Below are 22,789 nucleotides of genomic sequence, written 5' to 3'. Positions count from 1 at the left end.
TGTATGCTGGAGACACGGCGCGAGTTAGCAGCTGACCCACTCGTTGCCCATTGGGTCGAGAAGGGATGGCCATTGATAGGTCGGCGCGCCGTCCCGGGGGAGGCGCGTGGGATACCGTTGGGTCTTCCATTGCCGCCGTCAGCCGGCAAGCGAAGGCTCTCCTTCGTGCTGCAGCCCGAAGAAATCGTATCTACCGCGCCGCCCCCGGCGCTTGGGTTGGTCGTTAGCGCTGCACCGCGTGCATGGCGATGCATCCTGGAACGTGTCGTTGCAGTCGCTTCGCAACATTCGCTGGAGCCAAGAGTTTTTGGCAGTCTGGCATGGCGCGCGCTAACGGGTTTGCCCTATGTCACGGACACCTCTGATCTCGACCTGCTACTACATATCCATCGCAGTACGGATATTCTTCGGCTTGTGGCCGACCTCGCGGCGATCCAGGCTGCTGCCCCAATGCGACTCGATGGAGAACTGGTCCGTGAGGATGGAGCCGCTGTGAACTGGCGCGAGCTCAGTGGAGGAGCGCGCGCGGTGCTGGTCAAGACGCATGATGAGATAGCCTTGCGAGACGCAGGCTCCTTTCTTTGCGGCGAGATTTTTCGATGACAACCGCCCAGAAGCGAATCGTAGAGCAAACACATGCCGCAGTTCGGGAAGCGTCCTATCTCCCTGCGATTGAAGCAATAGCGGCGCTGGCGATAAGCTGCCTGCTTCTGGAATTGGAGACGTGGCCAAAGCCCGGCCTGGTAAGCCATATTGACGCGGGTAGCCACAACGACATGACAGCCGAGACGTTCCGGGCGAGCGCGAGGGCTATTGCGCCCTATTTTTACGCTTTAGCTAACGCTGGCGCCTTGGGTAGCAGCATGGGAAATCTAAGGGTGATTGGCCTCGAAGCTGAAGCGGCTATGTTCGCAGCGACCGCCGGGATCAACACCCATCGTGGAGCCATATTCGGGTTGGGACTACTTTGTGCGGCAGCAGGCGCCAGAACTGGTGGACGAATCGATGCTGAAACAAGCTTGGGAGCAGTTGTGTCCAACCTCTGGGGCAAGGACATAATAAATGGCCCCATCCTTCTGCACAGCCACGGGACCGGGGCCTCACGTCGTTATGGAGCCGGCGGCGCGCGGATGGAAGCAGCCTTAGGATTTCCCAGCATCTACAGCGTGGGATTAAACGCCTTGCGCAGAGGTGCTCGCCGTGCACCGGATGATGCAGAAGCAGCACGGATCGAGACCTGTTTCGCCCTCATAGCGTCCATAAAAGATACTAACCTCCTGCATCGGGGAGGTTTGGAAGGTCTTCGATTTGCACGCAGCTCAGCCCGCAGGTTCCTCCAAGCCGGAGGTGTCAGTAGGCCGGGTTGGCGCCGTTCCGCTCAAGCAGTTCACGAGAAGTTTATTGCCCGCTCGCTTAGTCCAGGCGGGGCAGCAGACCTACTCGCCATGACCCTCTTTGTCGATGCTTACGAGAGGTCAGTTTGCACATGACCTATGCAATTTTCCTGGCGTTGGCGCCTGTCTTTTTTGTGATGTTTTTAGGCTATGGCGCCGGGCGGTTGCATATCGTCGATAATTACCATGTCGATGGATTTAACGCACTTGTGATGAATTTCGCGCTCCCTGCGTCACTCTTTGTAGCAACTGCATCCGCGTCCCGCGTTGAGATGTTCGCTCAGGCCTCCCTCTTCGCGACCTTCGGTCTGGTCATGCTAGCAATGTTCCTGGCTTGGTATTCATTTGCTCATCTCGTATCCAAAGCAAGCAAGGCGGACGCCTCACTTCAGGCCCTGACAATAGCTTTTCCAAACCTAGCCGGCGTTGGTCTTCCCATGATATCCGCCGTGCTCGGACCCACGGGAACGGTTCCGATCGCCACCGCACTGGCAGCTGGTTCGATCATCGTCAGTCCACTCTCACTTATTATCGTCGAACTGAATGTTCAAAAGGGCGCGGTAGCTGAGTCGAGGAGCAAACGTATCGCCAAGGCGCTGTGGCATGCGCTGACCAAACCGGTCGTGCTAGCACCTGCTCTTGGCATTCTCTTTTCTTTATCCGGGTTGGCAACCGGCCGGGTCATCGATTCCTGCCTCATATTGATCGGACAATCGGCCCCCGGTGTGGCGTTATTTCTGACTGGCCTGGTTCTGTCATCTCAGGCATTTCGAATGAACTGGATCGTCGTCTGCGCCGCATGGATGGCTGATATCGTTCGACCGTTGTTGATGGCAGCCATTGCATTCGGCTTACCTCTTTCCGCGGAAACCGCTAAAATTGCAATCTTACTTGCGGCCGTTCCATCCGGATTTTTCGGTATCTTGTTTGCTGTAAACTATCGCCTGGACTCTGCTGCCACAGGTTCCATGGTTATCGCCAGCACCGCTATGAGCGTCGTTACGATGGCGATAGCCATCGTTGTCCTCTTCCCTCAATGAGCGCCTGATATGACCCTTGCGATCTTGTGTTCAGGACAAGGCCTGCAACATCCCGACATGTTCGCCCTGACGGCCAATGTGCCTGAGGCCGACAGCCTTTTCAAACATGCATCCAAATTGCTGGGGGGCCGTGATCCTCGTGACATCGTGAAGACGGAAACGTACGAATGTTTGCATCAAAATCGAATTAGTCAGATCCTTTGCGTACTTCAAGCTCTCGCAGCCGCGACGGCGCTGGGCAACAAGGTGGCGGGCAGGGTGGTCATTGCCGGCTACAGCGTTGGCGAACTGGCGGCGTGGGGTGTCGCAGATATCATGAGCATGGCAGACACGCTGGACCTTGTTGCGCGCCGGGCCGAAGTCATGGACCAGTCTACGAATCCAGGAGATGGATTGCTCTTCGTTCGCGGATTGTCGCGAGAAACAATGGACAACCTTTGCGCGGATCACCATGTTGATATCGCTATTGTCAACCCGGGCGACGCGTTTGTCCTTGGCGGGAGCCGTGCAGCACTTGAGTCACTGGGTTTGGCGGCGAAATCGTTGAGAGCCAAGAATGTGGTGGAGGTTCCTGTTGAGGTCGCTTCGCACACTGTCCGACTTACGAGAGCCTCAGAGAAATTCCGCAGGAGCCTGAGCCATATTCGCTTGCATTTTCCTCCCAATGCAGACCTGCGTATTCTGAGCGGAATTGACGGCTCGCCAGTGATCCAGGCCGAGGCTGGTCTCGATAAACTAGCGGCCCAGTTATCTCAAACGGTACTGTGGACTGATTGCCTGCAAGGCTGCATTGAGGCGGGTGCGAATGCCTTTCTAGAGCTCGGTCCGGGTGCGGCTCTCAGCGATATGGTAGCTGGCGCCTATCAAGGAGTTTCGACAAGAGGTCTGGAAGACTTCAAAACCCTGGAGGGCGCCGGCGCGTGGTTGGCAATTCACGCATCCGCCTGATCCTCGCTGCGCATCGAAACGTGAAGGGTCGTTTGCGGCTCGTAGGGGTGCAAGCATGGTTTCGGCTGGACCAGAAATGCACCGGGGATCGGGGAAAAGATCCACGTACAATTTCATGCTGCAAGCCTATTTGACAGTGGAACCACATCAGTCCGGGATCTCATCCGTGGCGCGGTGTCCCGAACGGCCAAACATGCGGATTGGCGGCAACTGATCCGCCAACGGCGATCGTGCTGGGTCAGCTATCGGACTTGTGTAACTTGAGGATTCAACCCAGTAATCGGCGTCGAGATTGCACGCAGATAAGCCAGCGCGACCTCTACGGCCGGCACGGGAGTGAAGCCTGTGAAGAAGGCATGATAGGCGGTTGCTTCCTCTAGAACGGTGGGGCTGACGCAGTTGATGCGAATGCCAGAGGCAGTTCCACTGCCGCCGCCTTCACGAAACCTTCCACCAGATGATTTGCGGTTGTCTTATAGTGCCGCCGTGAATGTATTCATCGGTTAACACCCCCGAAACCAGGGTGAACGAGGTAGAAAGCGCTGCAGGTAGCCGCATCCTATCCCGCCCAGATCGCCATACCGCCCGAGACCTCAATGCGAGGCGCATGATCCAGCGTTTGTCTTCCGAGAGCAGCGAAGCGATCATGGGCCCCGATATCGCGGGGACCGATTGGCTTCCTGTCCAAAGCCTTGGTGAACTCCCACATTGTGATCACGCTTGGCCGCCGCCACTAAGCAGCAGATGCTGACCGCTAACGAAACTCGCGAGATTACTTGCAAGGTAAATGGCGGTATTAGCCACGTCCTCAGGCGTACCTGCGCGCTTCATCGGGTTGTTTTGCTCGATGAAATGGCGAACTGCGGGCCGGAGCCCCCCGGCGGACAAGCCCGCGCCCTCGGTCACGGTCGGCAGGATTGAGTTGACCGTCACCCCGCGGGCGCCCAACTCCTTTGCCAGGACCTCGACAAAAAAGGCGGAGGCCCGTTTGCTTCCACTGTAGAGAGCATAGCCTGCTGTTGGGATCAACGTGGAGCTGGATCCAATGAAAATGATGCGGCCATTGTCCGAAACGTCCTGCGCCGCACGTCGCATAGTGAAGAAGGCGCCCTTGGTGTTGATGGCGAACACGCGATCAAAGTCAGCTTCTTCCACCTCGATCATGGTTTTGCCGACAACTTCGATTCCCGCATTGACGATGACGATGTCTGGTTTGCCGAAAAGGGCCGATGTCTTGTCGAACAACTGATCGATTTCTGTGACGTTTGATACGTCAGCGCCGATGGCGACTGCCTTTCCACCAGCGGATTCAATCTCGCGGACGGTATCGCGGGCCACGTCAGCGCTGTGACCATAGTTGACGACGACAGATGCACCAAGAGCCCCGAAACGTAATGCAAGGGCGCGTCCTATGCCGCGTGCCCCGCCGGTGATCAAGACCACCTTGCCTTGAAAATTGATGTCCATAGGTACCTCCTCTTCATATCTGGACGGCGCCGAAGTGAGTAGCGTTGCGCCTTGGCTGCCACTCCGTCAGATCGCCATGCCGCCGGAGACCTCTATGCGCTGAGCATTCACCCAGCGATTATCGTCGGACAGCAGAGATGCGATCATAGGCCCGATGTCGTCGGGAACTCCCGCCCGGCCGAACGCGGTCATTGCCGCGACCTGCTTGTTGAGTTCCGGATTGTCCCGGACCATGCCTCCGCTGAAATCCGTTTGGATCGACCCGGGGGCCACTGTGTTCACGGCGATACGTCGCGAACCGAATTCTTTGGCCTGGTAGCGGGTTAGGACCTCGATCGCCCCCTTGAGCGCACCATATGGGGCGCTGCCCGGAACTATGATGCGAGCGAGACCGCTCGAAAGGTTCACGATGCGCCCGCCATCGTTGATAAGCGGCAACAGCTTTTGCGTCAGGAAAAACACGCCTTTAAAGTTGACCCGATAGAGCGTGTCGAGTTCGTCTTCCGTCGTTTTTTCGAGTGAATTGTGATGCGAGATGCCTGCATTGTTGACGAGATAGTCGAAGCGTTCGGCGCCAAGTCCGGCGAGCGCATTGCTTACTTGTTCGACGAACGCCTTGAAGGTCGAGGCCTGTCCCACATCGAGTTGCAGTGGGATTGCCTTGTGTCCGGACGCGGCCACCTCCGCCGCTACGCTCTCCGCTTCGGCGCGGGCCGCGTTGTAGGTGAAGATACTGTCGACCCCGCGGCGCGCGAGGCTGACCACGGTATTGCGGCCGAGACCGCGGCTTCCTCCTGTCACTATCGCAATTTTGTTTCGGGCTTGCATCATATGCTCCACGATTCGAAAGCCGGTTTATTCCGGCTCTTTACTCCGCGAACATACTTAGATGCTCACAATCTATCGAGTAAAGAGTTGAAAAATCTGGAAAACTGCGTGTATCAGAGCAATTGCTTGCAACGCTGCATAGAGGGGTGTGAACACCTTTATTAGTCCGCAGCAATGTCCTCGCAATCTCTCGCTCGTGTCCCAGCAACATCGATGTCAGCTCTGGCTTAGGCTGGGGTCTTCAGCTGATTGTCGCGCCACCTTGACCTCGAGACCGCGTTGCAAGGCGCCGTCGAGCTGGGGTTTGGATAATTTTCAACTATTTCAGAGATGCCAGAATGCGTTCGGCATTCATGAGATCCCTTGTGCCGGTTCTCTCCGAAAATTCCTCGAAGATCGGTCGCAGAATGCCGAACGCCTCCACGCTGCGTCCGCTGTCTATCAACAGCCGGGCCAATGAAACGGCGGCTTTCAATTGCCAACCGATGGCAGCCTGCGCTGTTGCAAGCTTGATGGATTTTCGCAAGGCCGTCTCCGCCGCATCGATATCCGGGCAAGGCGCTTTGAGGGCAATCTCGGCTTGCGTCCGGTAAAGAGAAGGTACCCACAGCCTTTGGCCCATTTTCTCGGCCGAAGAAATCGCCTCGGCGATGGATGCACGAGCTTCGTCATATTCGCCACAATGGACGAGTGCCGCCGCCAAGGCGCGGGACGCTGGGGGAATGACCAGGCGAAATGGGTCTAGGTGAAGTATGTGGAGGGCTTGTCGCAGGACGTCTACGGCAGCCGCAGCCTCTCCCGTCATCAGGAGCCATTCTCCTTTCAGCGCCCATGCCGCAGCCGCGGTGCTTCTCAACGAATGTTTCTCAGTATGAGCAATCACCCGCTCGATGTGCTCTCGTGAGTTCTGCGTATCGCCACCCCAAAGCAGGATAGGAATAGAGGCAACGGCGGCAATGGAGTAATTACCCGGGAGACTAGACCGCTCTGCTTCGTTCATGAGCCTGAGCGCCATCCCGTTGGCGGTCTTGGGGAAGCCCCGGAGCCATAGGCAGCGCGCCAGGGCGATTTCGGCGCGCAGATGATGATCATATCCGAAGATATTGACGTCGACACGCCCAACAGTGGCTTCGAGCTTGAAACCGCGTCGACAGTGCTCAACGGCCGCGGCCTGGTCACCGGCGAGATGGCAGGCGGCGCCGACCATCCATTCAGAAATTACTTTTTCGGCAAGCGATCCATTGCGCTTTGCAAGAACCATGCATCGTCTGGCTGCGTCCAAACCACCGTCGAAGTCACCGAGCCTGCTCAAGAAGACGCTGAGACCGGCTAGTAGACGAATCTGCGGCACCCAACTTTCATCCGCTTGGGAAAGATCCAGTCCGCGTTCGATGGCGTCACGAACTTCTTGCGGATTGCCTTGTGTATGCATTGATGAGATCGCCAGGGCTTCTTGCAGGCGCACCTCCTGCTGGGATCCGCGGCTGTGACCTTGAACTATGCCCAGCGCCAGATGGGACCAATGGCGGCATTCGGCGAGCAGCCAGAGGCCAATAAACAACGGAGATGAATCGGCGGCAAGTTCGATGCCGATCGCATAAGATGCCTTGTCGGAAAAACTCCACTCCAGCGCCTTGCGCACATTGCCAATATGCAGCGCATGACGCTCTATGTTGGCGTACAAGCCTGGCTTGAGCGCAACCGCCTTGAACAGATCCGCGAAATAGCGGGCGTGGCGCCGGGAAATCTGCTCAGCGTTTCCGATTTCCCTGAGCTTGGTCGCCGCATAGGCACGGGTCGTGTGGGGAAGGCGGTAAAAGACAGCATTGTCTACCGGATGCACCCAAACCAGGCTTTTATCAACCAGGCTGCCCAGCGCCGCCCTGGCGTGGTCACCCGAAATGGAACGCGCGGCGTCCATCGTAAAAAACCCTACAAAAGCGGAAAGGTGGGCCAGGACGATCTGCTCTTTCTCGGTGAGCAGATTGAAGCTCCAGTCGAGCATCGTTTCGAGCGTTTGATGTCGCGGAGCGACGTTTCGCCGTCCAGGCAAATGCAGTTCCACATTACTCGCAAGCAAGTCTGCCACGCCACGGATGCCATAGGCGCCGGCGCGGCTGCCAGCCATCTCAATCGCCAGCGCAATGCCATCGGTCCGCCGACATATCTCGGCCACCATCGGCGCGTCGATGTCGGTCAGTCCGCCTTCAAATCCACTCGCGACCGCCCGATCCATGAAGAGTTGCACCGCTGCCGTAGACAACGCCTCCGCTGCGGTCGGAAGCTCGTTGTCGGGAACCAGAAGTGGGCTCAGCAGGTGAACGGTCTCTCCCTCGACACGCAAGGATTCCCGAGAGGTCGCCAGCAGATGCAGACCTGGGGCACCACGAACGAGTTCCCCCGCCAGGAAGGCCGTCGCATCGATCAAATGCTCGCAGTTGTCGAAGACTACCAGCATGCGCTTGTCGCGGACGTAGGATAGAAGCTCTTCGACAAGGTCGGTGCCTTCGAGTTTACACCCCAACGCCGAGATGACGGCTCCTGGCACCACGCCGGTTTCCGAGACCGCTCCAAGGTCGACAAAGGCAATGTTGTCATCTGCGAATTCTGATTGCATGCGCAACGCGATCGCAGCCGCTACCGTCGTTTTGCCAATGCCTGCCGATCCGACAATGCTGACAAAACGACGCTCCAGAAGGAGTCCGCTCAAGCTGTCGATAACGGTCTCGCGGCCAATGAGCGAACGGGGCGGCGGCGGCGCATGGCTAAGCGACCTGGACGCTTGAGGCAGTACCGTCGGGGGCACCGAATCGATGTCTTCTCGCACAATCGGGGCGACAAAGCTGTAGCCGCGGCCCGCGACATTGACGATATACCGCGCTCCGTCCTGGCCGTCCTCAAGGGCCCGGCGCAGCGCGGCCATCTGGACCCTGACGCCCGCTTCATCGACGACTACGCCTTGCCACACGAGATCAAGCAACTCGTGCCGGCTGACGATGTCGCCGGCGCGCTCAACCAGGGCGATCAAGAGATCCAGCGCACGGGATCCGATCCGCACAAGCTCGCCATTCCGCAACAGCAGCCGGCGGGCACCGTCCAGGCGGAAGCTGCCGAACGACACAATGGCGCCCGATGAACGCGAACCAGACGCGCGGTTGAAGTTTGGTAAGATGGGCGCCACATCGTTTAGCATAGGTCGCTCGGAAGCGTCCCTCCCTGGCTATGTTGAATAAACGTATTAGCCGAAATCTCATAGACGATGCCATGGAAAGCAGCCAGATTCAATGAGGCTCCGAAAGAGCTGAACACCGCCGCAAGCTGCTGGAGGGGTTCTGGACCGGCAACCTCCTGCGGGCCTGCGCCCTCATGAAATCGAGGCGGCAGAATGATCTGCAGTTCCAGAAACCGGCGCTGGCCTACCCATCCATCGCTCTCAACCCTTTGCGTACCGAAGGCCAGATCACGACAAAGGAAAGCAGCGCCGCGCCCAGGCTCACCGTCGCCATGGCCGGTTGCATTCTCGCCTCGCCGCCGAAGACATGTTCGGCCACCAATGGCACGAGCGTCGGCCCGAGCCCGATGCCGAGCAGCGCCGTGATGGTGAGAGAAAGCGCAATCGTTGTGGCGCGCATCTCGTTCGGCACTTTTTCCTGCATGACGACGTGCCCAATCACGTAGCTGCTTATCGAACCAAAGGCCCAGATGGCGAAGGAGAGCGTCATCTGCTGCCCAGTAGCGGCGAAAAACGTCGTTGAGGCTCCTGCGATCGCCAACGTGCAGCATCCAAGAAGCGGGACGATGCGGGCAGCCACGCCCCAGCGCCGCACGATCCAGTCCGAGAGCGCGCCGCCGGCAAGCGATGCAACGACCCCGCTGGTCGTGATCGACAACGCGATAAGGCCGCCCGCCTCAAGTGGGGTCATACCATGCGTGCGCTGCAGGAGTGTCGGCAACCAGGAGAGGAAAGCGTAGTTGCCAATCCCGAGCGCCCCTTTGCTCAGGCACAACCTGAGCACTGCGCCGTTGTCGGCACCCAGTTGGCGGAGTACCCCCGCGAGTGGCAGCAGACCCGAGATGTGCCGCCGCTGCGGCTCGCGAATGAGCAGAAGCAGCGGCAGCAGCAACAGACCCGGCATCCCCACCAGCACGAACATCTGCCGCCACGGCGCCAGCGGCCCGATCAACGCAATCGGCTCCAGCGAGGCGAAAGCCAGCACTACACCCCCAACGAACATCGCGACGCCTGTGCCGAACGTCGCGCCGAGCGAAAATATGCCGAGCGCAATGCCGCGCCGTCTTGAAGAAAAGCTGTCGAAGATCAGCGCCGAAGCTGCCGGGACCAGCGCCGCCTCGCCGAGGCCCACCGCGACCCTCGCGGCAAAAAAGCTCCAGAAGTCGCCAGACACTCCGCAGGCGATCGTCGCTACAGACCAGAGCGCGATGCCGGTCATGATTACATTGCGGCGGTTAGCCCAATCGGCGAGCCGGCCGCACGGTAAACCTGCTAGGGCGAAGATCACGGCAAATCCGGCGCCTTGCAGCAGGCTGACCTCAAAGTCCGTCAGAATCAGATCTGCGCGGATAGGATCGACCACGAGATTGATGACGAGTCGGTCGGTGAAGGAAATTAGCAAGGCAAGGCACAGAACGATGACCGTGTACCAACTGGCAGCCGTAGAAATATTCTGTTCCGTATTAGGCCTGTCATCGTCCAATAGAGTGTTCCCCTAGGCACCCTCGGCCATCCTTAAATCCTCGCGCAAAAAACAACCTGTGGCAAATGGATCGCGAGCCGCGAACGAATCGGCACAAATCAGTTCGGCGACTTTAACGCCTTCAACACCCGATATGGGCGGCAGCCTTTGTACATGGATGCTGGTGCGATTTCGAGCAGCCGCGCCGCTTCTCCACGTTCAGCACGTCGGCTTGTGCTGATAATTCATGATCACCACAGCGCACGCACGAGATCCCGCCGCTTTGGCGCGCGAGCAGCCAAGGAACACAGCGAAGCGCCGGACGTGACGAACGTAGTCCTGCTGGGTATGGGAGCCCAGGCCGCGCATGAGCATGTCGTGATGCCTGCGCCAGGGAAGCGGAGAGATTGGTGCATCGGTCGACAGGGTAGCCATGGCGAGTTCCTCTCGTGGAAAGGAACTCCATGGTCAGATCGACGCCTCTACCCGGTCAAGTCAAATGCCTGTAGCGCCATCTCCGGCCGAGACGCCCCTCCCGCGAATCGGGTTCGTGCATGAGAGACGCAAAGCAGCCATTCGGGCATGGGGACAACAAAGGTCGCGTTCGGGTCAACAACTTGAATAGGAATGACCTCCGACGATCCGGTCCACGTAGCCAGGAATGTCGCGGTTGAGCCACCAATGATCGAGGTGCTAGTCTCGGCTTTTCCCCAGCGACGATCATGGCACAGAGGCGCAGCTGGACGCTTAATACCTCGTCGTGCAGCAGCTTCGTCGACGAATGCTTTCGTGCGCCATCGGCGCCGCGAGCAGTTGTGGACGTGGCTCCTATTCTGCACCTAGACAATACCGCGCCATTGACGGCAACGGGAATACAGTCGAGTTCACCTTCAGCAAAGATCGTGATCTGAAGGCGGCGAAACGCTTTATTTGCAAGGCTTTGGCGCGTCATGGACGACTGGATTGTATCACGATTGATGGCAGCCAGACCAATCGGATGGCGATCGTTCAATGTGATACTGAGAGCCAATTAAAGGGCCAGGGAATAGATTTCTAGGTTGTCAGCACTTCCTTGGTGACAACTTCGAAGCGCGCCAGCACCGACGGACCGAAGCTGGTCGAAAGCGCCACGTCAGTGGCATCGCGACCGGCGGCCATAAGAATCCGCCCGATTCTCGGCGCGTTGTGGCGGGGATCAAAGGTCATCCAGCGGCCGCTGAGATAGACCTCGAACCAGGCGCTGAAATCCATCGGAACAGGGTCGGGCGGAACTCCAATGTCGCCGAGATACCCGGTGCAGTAACGGGCGGGAATGTTCATGCAGCGGCAAAGCGTGATGGCGAGATGAGCGAAATCACGGCAGACGCCGGTCTTGTCAACGTATCCGCCATGCGCAGTCCTCTGCGCATCGGCGTTTTGATAGTCAAAGGTAATATGGTTGTGCACGAAGTCACAAATTGCCTGAACTCGGCGCCATCCGGGCGGCGTCGAGGCAAACTGGGACCAGGCAACATCACCGAGGCGATCGGTCTCGCAATAACGGCTGCCGAGCAGAAACACCAGCGCGTCGTCCGGCAAATCATTGATACCATGCTGAATGGCATCTTCGGCGACAATATCGGGCTGACCGCTGTCGTAGATCTCGAAGTCGGTCGATATCGTGCTCAGGCCGGCGGGAGCCACGATCCGGGTGCATGCGTTGCCGAAGCCGTCGGTGTAGTCCCGTGCGTCAATCGGACGATCGAAGGTCAGGATCTGATCGGTCAAGAGATCGCCGCGGCGCGACGGATGAATGCTGAGGATGAGCAGCATAGGGGTTGGTTGCGGGCATTCGTAGCCCAATGTGAAACCGGCACGGATTTTCATTGTAGCCCTTGTCTCAGCGGTCTTTGACGATTTGGCAAAAGCTAAGGGAGGAACGCTGACCGCCTCGGACGGTTCCGTTGGCACGCCGAGCTGCTCATCGAAAACTTGATTGGTGCCGTCCGTCGTCACGTTTACTTGCACGGACATTCCCGCATAATCCGCCGCAACGCCGGCGTAGCTTCCCGTTAGCGGGATGGCCTGTCGCGGCTCGCGAGCCACTGCGACCCGGATCAGATCCCGATTGCCGACGATGCCGTTGGTCGGATCGAACTCCACCCATCCGGCACCGGGGAGGTAGACCTGACACCAGGCATGGGTGGCTCCGCCGCCGCGCGTGTCCGACCCGTCGCGTTCGGCGACATAGACGTATCCGGTGACAAAGCGCGCCGCCAGGCCGAGCGATCGCACCGCCTCCATCATCAACAGCGCAAAATCGCGACAAGTACCGCGCCGCAGCCGCAAGGTGATCAGCGGCGGCTGGGTTCCGGTCTCCAGACGACGCGCATAGGCAAAGCTCTCGTGGATGGCATAGCACAACGTCATCAACAGGGCGCCGGTGTTGGTCGGACGGCCAACATGGACAAATTGCCGGGCCCACTGCCCGACTTCGTCATCGTCGTCGAGGTACTGACGCTCGATGGTGCACGCAAGATCCGAGATTTCGTCCGAACTATAGGTGAAAGGATAGGTTAGAGCTTCGGCGTCTATCTGAAGATCCGGGGCCGCCTGGGGTGTATGGTCAAGGCGGATGCGGGTTTCGAAGCGTAATTCAAAGGCCGGGACAGGAATTTCAACGAGCGTGACACAATTGCCGAAGACGTCGTGGATCCAGCGAACATCACCGGGTTGCGGATCCACCATCAGGCTTGCGGCGAGGAGCCTCTGGTCGTAGCTGTCCCGAGGCCGGAACATCAGCCGATGTTCGCCGAAGTTCACCGGTCGCTGGTAGCGATATACTGTAATGTGCCGCACGGAGAAAATTGCCATAGTTGAATGTCACTGTGCACAGCCGACCAATTTCTGAGACACGGTAGTGGTACACGAAAGAGGCACTGATGCACGTCACATTACGCTCGTCAATCGTACGCGCAATTAAATGTTCTCCCGGACAAAACGCCAAATCCGATTCTTGATTTGGAACCACAATTCATCCTGCGGCGTTGCTCGCTCATGGAAAACATATATTTCAAATCGGTGACCGTTGAATCGGCACAACCCGGCAAACTCCGGAACATCAGTTCGGTGACTAAGGCGGCCGACTTTCTCGCAAATGAATGGCCGGGAAAACGCGGAAGGCTTCATGGTTTGGCGCAACAGGCTTGCCTGGAAGCGGAGGATGGCGACGCAACCGGCGAGATGGCACGGTCGGTCTTCGTCGAAGCTGCCAAGGAAGCAGAGATATATGTCGAGAACACCAGTTGGGTGCATTATTAGCAAAACGATAACGAGGTAATGCGTGTTGGCGTGCCAATAGTATCCGTTGTGAGGCATCCGAATGGTTTCGGCTTTTCAACCTGTTAAATCAAAACACCCTTGGTTCGACTAATTCCAGCAACATGGCGGCCATGGACGGCTGCCTTACGTGGACGTGGGATTGATTGCGGACACCATATGGCGGAGGAAGCTCCAGAAGAACTCGCGCGTGAACTCCTGCGGTTTCTGGCGGAGACGTCGATTCGCTTCTCAATTTTCCGCGACGTAGATAGTTTCGAGATACTGCTCACTTCTCGCTCCGTCTGGCAAATACGCAGCAGGCACGGATTTGGATGATTCTGCGTCGCTCCGTCGCAATCACACGCAGGACTGACCAACCTTGTACGTCCGGGAGTCGTCAGGAAATACCCGGAATGGCAACGCCATTCGGAGAGAGAAGACGTGTAAGCATAGCGACGAGGTCGTCATTGCTGAACGGTTTTCTAAGAACAGCATGGCCGTTGTAGCCGTCCCAAACATCGTGAATGCTGTTGCCGGTGGAAAAGACAAACGGAACGTCACGCGCGGCGAGCGCGTCGGCGACAGCGCGGCTGTTCTTGCCATTGAGGTTCATATCCAGCATGGCGGCGTCGAATACCTGCCCATTAATCAGGGCAATGGCCTGATTAATGGTGGCGGCCGAGGTCACGGACTCGCATCCGAGGTCGGCCAGCATGTCTTCAATCATCATAAGGATCAGCATCTCATCCTCGATCACGAGGACGCGGCGGCCAGAAAGCAATTTATCCTCCACGAGTAACCTGGGGCGCGGGAATGTTGATCGTGCAGACCACGCCGTCTGGCCGATAGTCGAGGTGAACCGTGCCTTCCAGCTCCTGGGCTAGGCCGTTCTTGATCATGCGCGAGCCGAAGCCTTTATGTGACGGTGTTACGACAGGCGGACCGTCCTTCTCCTGCCAGATCAGGATCAGCCGGCCGCCCTGCGGAGCCGGCTCGATCTTCCAATCGATCAGCACTGAACCAGTGCTATTTGAAAACGCACCATACTTCACCGCATTAGTCGCAAGCTCGTTGAACGCAATACCAAGGGCCAAGGCTGCTTTTGGCGGGAAAAGGATGTTCTCGCCGCTAATGACGATGCGCTGTGCCCGACCGCCCGTGACCGCGAATGGTTCCAAGGCATCGTTGACCACATCGAGCAAGCCCGCATTTTCCCAATTCTTGCGAGTCAACAAGTCATGCGACCGGGATAGCGCCGATAGACGCGACTCGATAGCGTCTCTAATTGCCTTGGGATCAGACGTTGCCCGCAATACCTGCCAGACAATCGATTGCACCGTCGACAGGGTGTTCTTGACGCGATGGTTGAGTTCATCGATGAGCCTCCTGGAGTGAGCTTCCTCCTTCCTGTGTTTGGTGAGATCAGCGAAGGAGGCAAAATGCTGAACAATGTCCCCGCGTTCATCCCTAACCGGGCTAATGAAAATTGCTGCCCAGAACTCGCTGCCGTCCTTGCGGCGGTAGCGAATTTCCGATCCGCCTGCCGAATTGCCCTCAAATTCGGATGCAATCGTTGCCAGCGATCTCGCATCGGAGGCGTGTGCCGTCAGAAAGTTGAAACTTTGACCGAGCACTTCCTCCCGATCGTACCCGGTCAGAGAAAGAAAGCTGTCATTGGCAAAAATTATCGGATTGCCGGGTTCCTTCGCGTTCGTAAACACCATCGCCATGCGCGTCGTCTCGGCGGCAACGACGAAGGGACCGAGGTCGTCATGAACACGCTCAACATCGGCTTCAGCGTCCTTCTGTTCTTCGGACTTGATTGTTATTGACGGCATGTCAAAGCTCGATCTTGTTGGGCAATCAACGCCAGGATGTGATGTATAACGAGAGAGACATTCTTCGCAGAGGAACCAAACACGTTTGTGTGGGCCAGATCTCTCGTCCAATGCTAGCATAAAACACGAATATCGTTGCTCATCTTAGCATTAAATTGGTTTGCCTTGCATGCGCTCGTTCAAACGATCTCAGGTTCGTTCCATTGGAACAATAAGCGGTGCGGAACGTTGATTGAGGTCGGAGTGCTGTCGCGGCCATGCCCTGCTCGGGGCAAGTGCGGCGAAGATGGCCGAAAGCACTCATAGGAGACGCACATGGATCTCACCACACTTCTCATTATAGTTCTTATCATTTTTCTGCTTGGCGGAGGCGGCTGGTATGGCCGCGGACGCTGGTACTGAAGCAACGCCCTCCCTGCGTGATTCGAGTGGAATGTCGGATATGATTTTATCCGAAATTGCCGTCACGAAGCCACACAGTTAATGACAAGGAGCACGGCATGAACAACTTGATCTGGCTGGTCGGAGCAGTCGTTATCGTTCTCTTCGTACTCGGATACTTTGGGTTCAGATAGCATTAGCGGATTTCAAGTAAAGTACGTTTTCAGTTTCGTTTCATCCCCAGTGATTTGTCAGGCTTGTCTGCGAGACAGAACCAGCTCTCTCAGTGCATCGTCAATTTCCGTGGCATGTTGAACGGACCATTGTCTTCCCTTCGATTGAGTTCGACGTGACGCTTGCACGGCGGTAGGGCGAAGACACGACGAAACAGGAATTGGCAAGGGCGATCACATATGAGCAAATTCATGGTCATACCCATCAAAGATGTCGGAGGCGGTTTTCCTAGATATTGAGCTGGGGTGCCGATTTCCACAACGCGGCCCATGGAATCTCAATGCATTCCGTGGCATCGCTTGCAGTGCTGCAAGTAGGGGGCGATCAACTCACCGTAAAGTTTCTACGGCCTCAAACAATAACCGCCAATCCTAATGAGACTGCGAGAACGCAAGCACCGGAAGGCCTTGCTTCCCTGCTTGGCGTCTTGCTCACTGATTTTCTTCGTCACGACAAATCCTGTTAATATTGAAGCAATGTCAGCCGGATGGGATAGACGCTCGCCTGCCATTTCGTTGGCCAAGATCGGAAACCGGAAAAACTCCCTTGTCCGTGCTGCCATCATGTCCGGTTGACACAGCTGACATTACCTTAATCAGCAACGCATCTTATCAGAACTTAGTTCCGATGATCACGCGTGAAGCTCGACAGGACCACGAACTGTCGAAACTCTAGCCGTGCATTTGCCCTCCGAATTAATATTTTGGCTCCTTGCCGGAACCATCACTGAAGCCGTTTGTTGATCAGACGGCCTCGTGAGTGATGACCTAAGAATACACCGCAGAATTGTGCGGTTTCTACGAGTCTCGAGGAGCAGCTCGCAATAACCGGAGTTTCAAAACCCAACAATGAGGAGACGCCAAAATGAGTGACTACAACTCAACCCCTTCGAACACATTGACTGCTTTTTATGAAGATCGCGAAATGGCGGAAAGGGCTGTGCAGCGTCTAGTTGATGCGGGAATTGGTCGAGATAGCGTTCGCCTGGTGGAGGGTAACGACACTGTCAGCCCGGAAGCAAGATCGAGCGATGACAACAAGGGCTTTTGGGAATCGCTGGGTGACTTCTTCCTGCCGAGTGCTGAGCGGGAGGTCTATTCCGAGGGGCTTCGGCGTGGCGGCTACCTGGTCACGGTGACTGGTGTGGCTGCCGAACTGGCGGATACGGCGCTCGATATTCTGGACGATGAAGGCAGCGTAGACATCGATGAACGTGCTGCGTCCTGGCGCTCCGAAGGTTGGTCGCCACCGGCAATCGAGGACCTGGCACCGGCTGAGTATGATCGCACCGGGGATCCAAAGATTTCGGGAATGGCAGGCGTCGCCAGTGCTTCGGGGAACGAAACTCCGGACGACGTCGGCGAGACAATACCGGACCTCAAAGAAGATAAGGATCTTCGGGTTGGCAAGCGCGATATGACCAGCGGGCGTGCCCGTGCTCGATCTTACAGCGTCGACAAATCCCGTGAATGACCCGACCTCTGTTTAAAGCATAGCAGCATAGCGCCGTATTATATTCGCCTTGCAACGAACGGACTTCGGGCGTGCACAGGCGAACATGCGGTTGAGAACGGCGCAACCGATGGCGGCCGGGAAGGAGCGAGCTCTCAAGCGCCATGCGATCCCTTGTATCGCCCGATGGCGGTCTCGATCAGAGCCCTTTTGGTGGACGCCTACCACTTCATGCGGCGATTTTTATTGATCCACGCTATGTGATCGTCTCTTTGGCTGTATGTAGGGTCGCCATCATAGGCGCCGTCTGATGGCGGTAGTGCACCCGGACAAAACAACCGGTGCAGACCGGTCGGCAGATCTCGTCGAAGGCGATCACGCCTTATCAACGAACTTTTTCACAGTATCCTTGGCTTTGCCTTTGGCCACTTGGGCGTCGCCCTTGATCTCCTGCATCTTGCCTTTGGCCTGCATTTCTCTGGAACCGGTTGCCTTGCCGGCAGCCTGCTTGATATTGCCAGCTGCCTTATTGGCCATTCCGGAAACTTTGTCGCTTGTGCTACCCATGGTAAACTCCTTGAAGGCTTTCATTCACCAAAGCTAAACGGTCAACGCTGCCCTTGGTTCCACTTGGAAGTATGTCCATCCTATTGAAATAGTGTGACAATAGCGTCCCGGTGTCCGGCGAACTGGGTCAGGGACATTGTCGATAGCCAACAGGGACCCCGAACATCGTTTCCGGCCGTAGGTCTACATGCCAGATTTACGGTTGCCCCAAAAAAGCCCGCGTCGAAGATAGGAGAAAACCTCCCCACGACATCAGGAAAAACCTCATATGATTTGTTTTCTAACTTTAGGGGCAACAGCGTGTAGGCTGGCACCAGCCGTGTCGTCCGTAACAAATGGCTATTCGCCCAGTAATGGCGTCGCTTTAGTCGGGCTGCAAGCGGGGTCGCCCACACTCGTCCCAAACTTTGAGGCACTCGACCGACGATGGTCATGCGGACTCGAAAAGGACACGACCCCGGCGACGGTCGAATAGCTCGGGACTTGGCGTTGCAGCGACGTGTCCACATCAATTTCTCCGAATGCGTGTCGATCGTCAACCCAATGTTTCGTCGCGCTTTAGCGCCCGGGGCGACGTCACTTTTCCGTAGATGGAACCGCTCTCACAACAGCGCGTTTTAGCAACATCCATCGGGACATTTCGCTGGCTCTTCCCGAGACAATATTAGGGTCTTCCTCAATTTGTGTGGTTAACAGACCGTTAGCAGGGACGCAGCTATGAGCGGGCATGCGAACGAAAACGACATGGTCACCCGGTTCAGAGATAAAAGTGCTTGGCGTGGCGCTCACAGATGACGACAGTTGGGTTGTTTCTGCTGTTGGCCCTGCGTATGGCATTTGTCCCGAGTGCGGGCAGAGGACACGCAACCGGCATGGCTGGTCTGATCGCTGTCTTCAAGATTTGCCGGTTCAGGGGAGAGCCGTAACGGTGAAGCTTCGATCGAGCCGCTGGCTATGCGCGGAGCGGAATGCACACGTCAAACATTCACAGACCGGCTTCCGACAATCGCTACTCCCTATGCGCGCCGCACAAGACGAGTTGCCGAGATTGTCGGTCTGCTCGGCCATAGCGCAGGTGGCCGCCCCGGCGAACGCTTGATGCAGCGGCTGGGAATGCCGGTCAGCGATGACACGATCCTGCGACAGCTGAAGCGGGACGCAGCCGCCGCTTGCCGTACTCCTCCTATTCGGGTCGTCGGCATAGATGACTGGAGCTGGAGACGGTCATGGCGGTACGGCACGATCGTCGTCGACCTAGAGCGTCGCTCGGTCGTAGACATCCTGGAAGACCGAAGTGCGTCGAGTACTGCGGAATGGCTCCAGCAGCACCCTTCTGTCGAGATCGTCAGCCGCGACCGGTGCGGGCTCTATGCACAAGCCGCTCGCGAAGGCGCACCCCAAGCACATCAGGTGGCGGACAGATTTCATCTTATGCAAAATCTGCGGGTCGCAATCGAGGAGCAGATGAGCCTCTCGGGCCGCGCCACGGGTAGAGCATTGCTGACTGATGACGCGATTAGGATTCCGCAGGTCGATCAAATTCCGGATGATTTGCAGTGTGATGCAAAGCATCGGCGCAACGTGCGCCGCGCTCACCGGCAGTCACGGCAGATGGTATTCGAAACTGTTCATGCATTGAGTAAGGAAGGTCTGACCTACTCGGAGATTGCGCGTCGCACCGGCTACGGCAGGCGCAGCATTGCAAAATGGCTGACTGCTCAGAGCCCTCCCGACAGACGTAGGGCAGCATTAAAACCGACGTCACCATTGTATTTCGAGACGTTTCTAGCCCAGTGCTGGAAAGACGGTAATCGCTGCGGGCGGCATCTCTTCCACGATATCCGACAGCGCGGCTACACGGGTAGTTTCTCGAATCTTGAACGACTTCTCGCAAGCTGGCGCCGCGCCGTCAGGTTGGACGAAGGTGATGCATTGCCGGTTCCGGACATTTCCCGGCAACACGTGTGTGAGCCCGAACCAATACGGGATCCAGAGACTGGACATGCAATCTCCCCGGTAATTGCGGCGGCCCTCTGCTTAAAGCCGCGGGGCCTGCTGACAATCGATCAGGAGAAAAAGGTGATTGCACTGAAATGAATTTGCCCAGATGCGAACCCTTGCCATGCGATTACGCGGCATCTTTCGGAGCCGCGAATCTCGTAAGCTCGACGCCTGGATCGATGACGCCATCGGCTCGGGACTCGTACCTATCGCCCGCTTCGCCCGGGTCTTACTCCGTGACATCGATGCTGTTCACAACGCCGTTGAACTTCCGTGGAGCAACGGCCAGGCTGAGGGCCAAATCAACCGCCTGAAGACGATCAAGCGCGCGATGTATGGCAGAGCAGGCGCTGAACTACTCAGGGCACGCATGCTGCCGTGCAAACATACCGAACACCACAGAAATTGAGGAAGACCCTGGTTAACTGCAGCGTGACAGCCGCTCAAACGACCTGTAAAATTGTGGCCCTGCGTCCAATCCTATTTCGCCTACGGTCCGTGTTTTAGCAGAATAACCTATAGCGACGTTACAATACCTTTTTCTGGGTGATCACTTCAGTAGTGGCCAAGCCAATTCCAAGGCAAACGGCGGCAAGACCAATGATGAAATTAAATGTAAACGGCTCGTCGAGCATTAGCATTCCGACAAGCGATGCCGCGATGGGATTGACTGAAATAGATATTGCAACGCGCGTAGGAGTTGTATGCGCCAGGGCGAAGGTCCAAAGGAAAAAGGTAATCGCGGCTCCGAACAGGCCGAGAAAGATGATCGCCGACCAGTGGGGCCAGCTCAATAGCGGGACCGGTTCAAAACTATCCCTCCACAGTGATATTGTGATCAGAATCACCGCGCCCACCCCCATTCCCATGGAGACGAACGTGAAAGGGCTAGCGCGAGCGATGAACGGGCGCGACCACACATTGTAGAACGCCATGCACATGGCGGCAGCAACCATCAGTAGATCGCCGCGCCAAGCATTGGCCGGTGCACTGGAGAAATCCGTCAGCAGCGCCGCCGCCACTCCGAGCGTTGCCACGAGCACGCCAGTAAACTTGCGCGTTGTGAGTCTTTCAATACCCAGTAGTGCGGCAGTGAGCATGGTTAGTAACGGCAATGTGGATAGGGCCAAGGCACCGCGAGCGGACGTAGTATAGCTAAGCGATGCATTGAACAGGACCGGAAACAGCCCGAAGAACAGAGCGCCCAGCGCCGCGACGCCAGCCCAGTCAGTACGGCGCGGCCATCGCCCACCACTCAACAAGGATACAGGCAGGAGAAAAATGAAGCCGATACCGAAGCGGAAGGCGCCCAGTGCGAGCGGATCGATGGCATCGACGACGTATCGAGTTACGGCCACCGATGTTCCCCCGAGCAGGCTTGATAGCAACGCCGCTGCAATACCCAATATCTCGCCCATGACACCTCCGTTGAACAGCTTGCGACCATGCTATCGCTAAGCTATTAATCAAGAAATGGAATTAATGTTATGAAGTTGATTGTGATTTGTGATGAGCTTCCCGGTCCTCAATCTTGATTTGCTACAAGCTTTTGTGGCTGTAGCCGATTGCCGTTCCTTCACACGAGCGGCTTCGACGCTTAACCGCACTCAATCGGCGATTAGTATGCAAGTGAAACGGCTGGAGAGGCAGGCAGGCGCCGAGCTCCTTTTCCGGAGCACCGCTCAGGTCGGTCTGACGCCCGCAGGTGAGAGACTTTTGCACTACGCGCGCCGCATGCTCGTTCTCAATCAAGAGGCTTTGGGTAGTCTGCGTGAGCACAAACTTGAAGGACGCGTGCGGCTAGGCATCATGGATGATTACGGCATGACTGTCATGCCACCTTTGATTGCCGCCTTCGCCAAGATTTATCCGAATATTCATATTGAGATGGAGACCGGTTTGACCGCTCATATGCTGACTCGGCTCGGGCGATCGTTCGATCTCGTCATCGCAATGCATCCGGCCGGGAAAGGGGAAGGGGAGTTTCTTCGTCGCGAACAGGCGATCTGGGTTAGCGGTGAAACGGATCGCGCCGAGCACATGAATCCCCTGCCCATCGCGCTTTCTCCAGAAGGTTGCCTTTTCCGCAAATGGGCAATGGATGCGCTCGACGCGGCCAACCGACCGTGGCGCATCGCGTTTGTCAGCCACAGCCTAGCCGCAGTCGAGGCAATTGTGCTGCAAGGTCTGGCGGTGACGGTCGTAAAGTCCAGCACCTGTCCACAGCGCCTGCGTATCCTCTCAGAAGCTGATGGCATGCCTGCATTGCCGCCAGCTGACGTCAAACTACATCGGGCTCCGGTCCTGCCGCGGCCGGCAATACTACTGGCCGAGCATCTGACAGCTGCTTTGAAGATAGAACTCATGGCATAGCCCGGTCTTCCATTTTTTCGTGCCAGAGACACAAGGGCTGATAGTCCGATTCGTTGCGAACGTCAGAGGCGCTGACATTGTCTATCAAAAAGCAAGCCTCCTCCCGGAACGCGGGCCTACTTGTAGGTTGTCCCGAGCACTGGCAAATCTGCCCATTGTCTGTTTGGCTACGCGCCAATCTCCGTATGCTCTCCGCTTAGACCGTTCACGCAATGTTTCGGATTTGTGCCGAAAAGGTCGCATAATGTCTCATCCGGAACAAGACCCTCAGG

The 22,789-nt window shown here is 57.0% G+C and carries 16 protein-coding genes and 4 pseudogenes; 9 read left to right on the top strand and 11 right to left on the bottom strand.

Features of this window, described 5'->3' with window-relative positions:
• Positions 1-3 precede the first annotated feature (3 nt).
• From mdcG to N8E88_RS10610, 4 genes are read left to right on the top strand one after another with little or no spacing between them, the layout of a single operon-like run.
• Positions 4-603 carry a malonate decarboxylase holo-[acyl-carrier-protein] synthase gene (gene mdcG, locus N8E88_RS10625; protein ID WP_262291710.1) on the top strand — a complete coding sequence of 200 codons (600 nt, stop codon included), beginning with the start codon at positions 4-6 and terminating at the stop codon, positions 601-603.
• On the top strand, positions 600-1,490 hold the full coding sequence (gene mdcB, locus N8E88_RS10620) for a triphosphoribosyl-dephospho-CoA synthase MdcB (RefSeq protein ID WP_262291709.1): 891 nt from the start codon (positions 600-602) through the stop codon (positions 1,488-1,490). Before mdcG ends, mdcB begins: the two co-directional genes overlap by 4 nt.
• Complete coding sequence (locus N8E88_RS10615) at positions 1,487-2,434, top strand: AEC family transporter (protein WP_262291708.1); 948 nt, start codon at positions 1,487-1,489, stop codon at positions 2,432-2,434. The genes mdcB and N8E88_RS10615 overlap by 4 nt, the downstream gene beginning before the upstream one ends.
• Positions 2,435-2,443: 9 nt before the next feature.
• A complete protein-coding gene (locus tag N8E88_RS10610; RefSeq protein ID WP_262291707.1) occupies positions 2,444-3,382 on the top strand; it encodes an acyltransferase domain-containing protein in 939 nt (312 codons plus the stop codon).
• Positions 3,383-4,096: 714 nt separating this feature from the next.
• Here the strand turns inward: N8E88_RS10610 and N8E88_RS10605 are convergent.
• From N8E88_RS10605 to N8E88_RS10590, 4 genes are all read right to left on the bottom strand, one after another.
• Entirely contained in the window at positions 4,097-4,849 is a 753-nt protein-coding gene (locus tag N8E88_RS10605; RefSeq protein WP_262291706.1) for an SDR family oxidoreductase, read from the bottom strand.
• Between the two features lie 66 nt (positions 4,850-4,915).
• Positions 4,916-5,680, bottom strand: coding sequence for an SDR family NAD(P)-dependent oxidoreductase (locus N8E88_RS10600; protein WP_410010559.1), 765 nt, complete (start codon positions 5,678-5,680; stop codon positions 4,916-4,918).
• A gap of 316 nt (positions 5,681-5,996) precedes the next feature.
• Entirely contained in the window at positions 5,997-8,870 is a 2,874-nt protein-coding gene (locus N8E88_RS10595; RefSeq protein WP_262291705.1) for an ATP-binding protein, read from the bottom strand.
• A 223-nt stretch (positions 8,871-9,093) separates the two neighbouring features.
• Positions 9,094-10,392: an MFS transporter gene (locus tag N8E88_RS10590; protein ID WP_262291704.1), complete on the bottom strand. Its 1,299-nt coding sequence runs from the start codon at positions 10,390-10,392 to the stop codon at positions 9,094-9,096.
• 826 nt (positions 10,393-11,218) lie between these two features.
• Between N8E88_RS10590 and N8E88_RS10585 the strand changes: the two are divergent.
• A pseudogene (locus tag N8E88_RS10585) lies at positions 11,219-11,407 on the top strand (DDE-type integrase/transposase/recombinase); the annotation flags it as partial.
• Positions 11,408-11,424: 17 nt separating this feature from the next.
• On the opposite strand, the gene N8E88_RS10580 reads toward N8E88_RS10585, so the two are convergent.
• On the bottom strand, positions 11,425-12,237 hold the full coding sequence (locus tag N8E88_RS10580) for a transglutaminase-like domain-containing protein (protein ID WP_262292410.1): 813 nt from the start codon (positions 12,235-12,237) through the stop codon (positions 11,425-11,427).
• A 120-nt stretch (positions 12,238-12,357) separates the two neighbouring features.
• Positions 12,358-13,224: pseudogene (locus N8E88_RS10575) on the bottom strand (transglutaminase N-terminal domain-containing protein); the annotation flags it as partial.
• A gap of 183 nt (positions 13,225-13,407) precedes the next feature.
• On the opposite strand from N8E88_RS10575, the gene N8E88_RS10570 reads away from it, so the two are divergent.
• Entirely contained in the window at positions 13,408-13,671 is a 264-nt protein-coding gene (locus tag N8E88_RS10570) for a DUF982 domain-containing protein (RefSeq protein WP_262291703.1), read from the top strand.
• Between the two features lie 397 nt (positions 13,672-14,068).
• Here N8E88_RS10570 and N8E88_RS10560 read toward each other — a convergent pair whose 3' ends face one another.
• Together N8E88_RS10560 and N8E88_RS10555 are read right to left on the bottom strand one after the other, a co-directional pair.
• Positions 14,069-14,452, bottom strand: a complete 384-nt coding sequence (locus N8E88_RS10560) for a response regulator (RefSeq protein ID WP_262291702.1) — start codon at positions 14,450-14,452, stop codon at positions 14,069-14,071.
• A 1-nt stretch (position 14,453) separates the two neighbouring features.
• A complete protein-coding gene (locus tag N8E88_RS10555; RefSeq protein ID WP_262291701.1) occupies positions 14,454-15,509 on the bottom strand; it encodes an HWE histidine kinase domain-containing protein in 1,056 nt (351 codons plus the stop codon).
• Between the two features lie 1,479 nt (positions 15,510-16,988).
• On the opposite strand from N8E88_RS10555, the gene N8E88_RS10550 reads away from it, so the two are divergent.
• On the top strand, positions 16,989-17,597 hold the full coding sequence (locus N8E88_RS10550) for a general stress protein (protein ID WP_262291700.1): 609 nt from the start codon (positions 16,989-16,991) through the stop codon (positions 17,595-17,597).
• A 12-nt stretch (positions 17,598-17,609) separates the two neighbouring features.
• Here the strand turns inward: N8E88_RS10550 and N8E88_RS10545 are convergent.
• Positions 17,610-17,887: pseudogene (locus N8E88_RS10545) on the bottom strand (IS5/IS1182 family transposase); the annotation flags it as partial.
• 64 nt (positions 17,888-17,951) lie between these two features.
• Complete coding sequence (locus N8E88_RS10540) at positions 17,952-18,143, bottom strand: CsbD family protein (protein ID WP_262291699.1); 192 nt, start codon at positions 18,141-18,143, stop codon at positions 17,952-17,954.
• A gap of 727 nt (positions 18,144-18,870) precedes the next feature.
• On the opposite strand from N8E88_RS10540, the pseudogene N8E88_RS10535 reads away from it, so the two are divergent.
• Positions 18,871-20,553: pseudogene (locus tag N8E88_RS10535) on the top strand (ISL3 family transposase).
• Positions 20,554-20,671: 118 nt separating this feature from the next.
• On the opposite strand, the gene N8E88_RS10530 reads toward N8E88_RS10535, so the two are convergent.
• Positions 20,672-21,562 carry a DMT family transporter gene (locus tag N8E88_RS10530; protein WP_262291698.1) on the bottom strand — a complete coding sequence of 297 codons (891 nt, stop codon included), beginning with the start codon at positions 21,560-21,562 and terminating at the stop codon, positions 20,672-20,674.
• 91 nt (positions 21,563-21,653) lie between these two features.
• On the opposite strand from N8E88_RS10530, the gene N8E88_RS10525 reads away from it, so the two are divergent.
• Positions 21,654-22,517 (top strand): LysR family transcriptional regulator, encoded by an 864-nt coding sequence (locus N8E88_RS10525; protein ID WP_262291697.1) that lies wholly within the window; start codon positions 21,654-21,656, stop codon positions 22,515-22,517.
• Positions 22,518-22,789 lie beyond the last annotated feature (272 nt).

The sequence above is a fragment of the Phyllobacterium zundukense genome (genome assembly GCF_025452195.1).
GTDB lineage: Bacteria > Pseudomonadota > Alphaproteobacteria > Rhizobiales > Rhizobiaceae > Phyllobacterium > Phyllobacterium zundukense_A.
Note: the sequence above shows the minus strand (reverse complement) of the source record. Positions and strands in the feature narration are given on the sequence as shown.

What these genes read in the sequence shown, in the direction of transcription:
- mdcG (WP_262291710.1), top strand. Translation starts at nt 4, where the DNA reads ATGCTGGAGACACGGCGCGAGTTAGCAGCTGACCCACTCGTTGCCCAT.
- mdcB (WP_262291709.1), top strand. Translation starts at nt 600, where the DNA reads ATGACAACCGCCCAGAAGCGAATCGTAGAGCAAACACATGCCGCAGTT.
- N8E88_RS10615 (WP_262291708.1), top strand. Translation starts at nt 1,487, where the DNA reads ATGACCTATGCAATTTTCCTGGCGTTGGCGCCTGTCTTTTTTGTGATG.
- N8E88_RS10610 (WP_262291707.1), top strand. Translation starts at nt 2,444, where the DNA reads ATGACCCTTGCGATCTTGTGTTCAGGACAAGGCCTGCAACATCCCGAC.
- N8E88_RS10605 (WP_262291706.1), bottom strand. Translation starts at nt 4,849, where the DNA reads ATGGACATCAATTTTCAAGGCAAGGTGGTCTTGATCACCGGCGGGGCA.
- N8E88_RS10600 (WP_410010559.1), bottom strand. Translation starts at nt 5,680, where the DNA reads ATGATGCAAGCCCGAAACAAAATTGCGATAGTGACAGGAGGAAGCCGC.
- N8E88_RS10595 (WP_262291705.1), bottom strand. Translation starts at nt 8,870, where the DNA reads ATGCTAAACGATGTGGCGCCCATCTTACCAAACTTCAACCGCGCGTCT.
- N8E88_RS10580 (WP_262292410.1), bottom strand. Translation starts at nt 12,237, where the DNA reads ATGAAAATCCGTGCCGGTTTCACATTGGGCTACGAATGCCCGCAACCA.
- N8E88_RS10570 (WP_262291703.1), top strand. Translation starts at nt 13,408, where the DNA reads ATGGAAAACATATATTTCAAATCGGTGACCGTTGAATCGGCACAACCC.
- N8E88_RS10555 (WP_262291701.1), bottom strand. Translation starts at nt 15,509, where the DNA reads ATGCCGTCAATAACAATCAAGTCCGAAGAACAGAAGGACGCTGAAGCC.
- N8E88_RS10550 (WP_262291700.1), top strand. Translation starts at nt 16,989, where the DNA reads ATGAGTGACTACAACTCAACCCCTTCGAACACATTGACTGCTTTTTAT.
- N8E88_RS10540 (WP_262291699.1), bottom strand. Translation starts at nt 18,143, where the DNA reads ATGGGTAGCACAAGCGACAAAGTTTCCGGAATGGCCAATAAGGCAGCT.
- N8E88_RS10530 (WP_262291698.1), bottom strand. Translation starts at nt 21,562, where the DNA reads ATGGGCGAGATATTGGGTATTGCAGCGGCGTTGCTATCAAGCCTGCTC.
- N8E88_RS10525 (WP_262291697.1), top strand. Translation starts at nt 21,654, where the DNA reads ATGAGCTTCCCGGTCCTCAATCTTGATTTGCTACAAGCTTTTGTGGCT.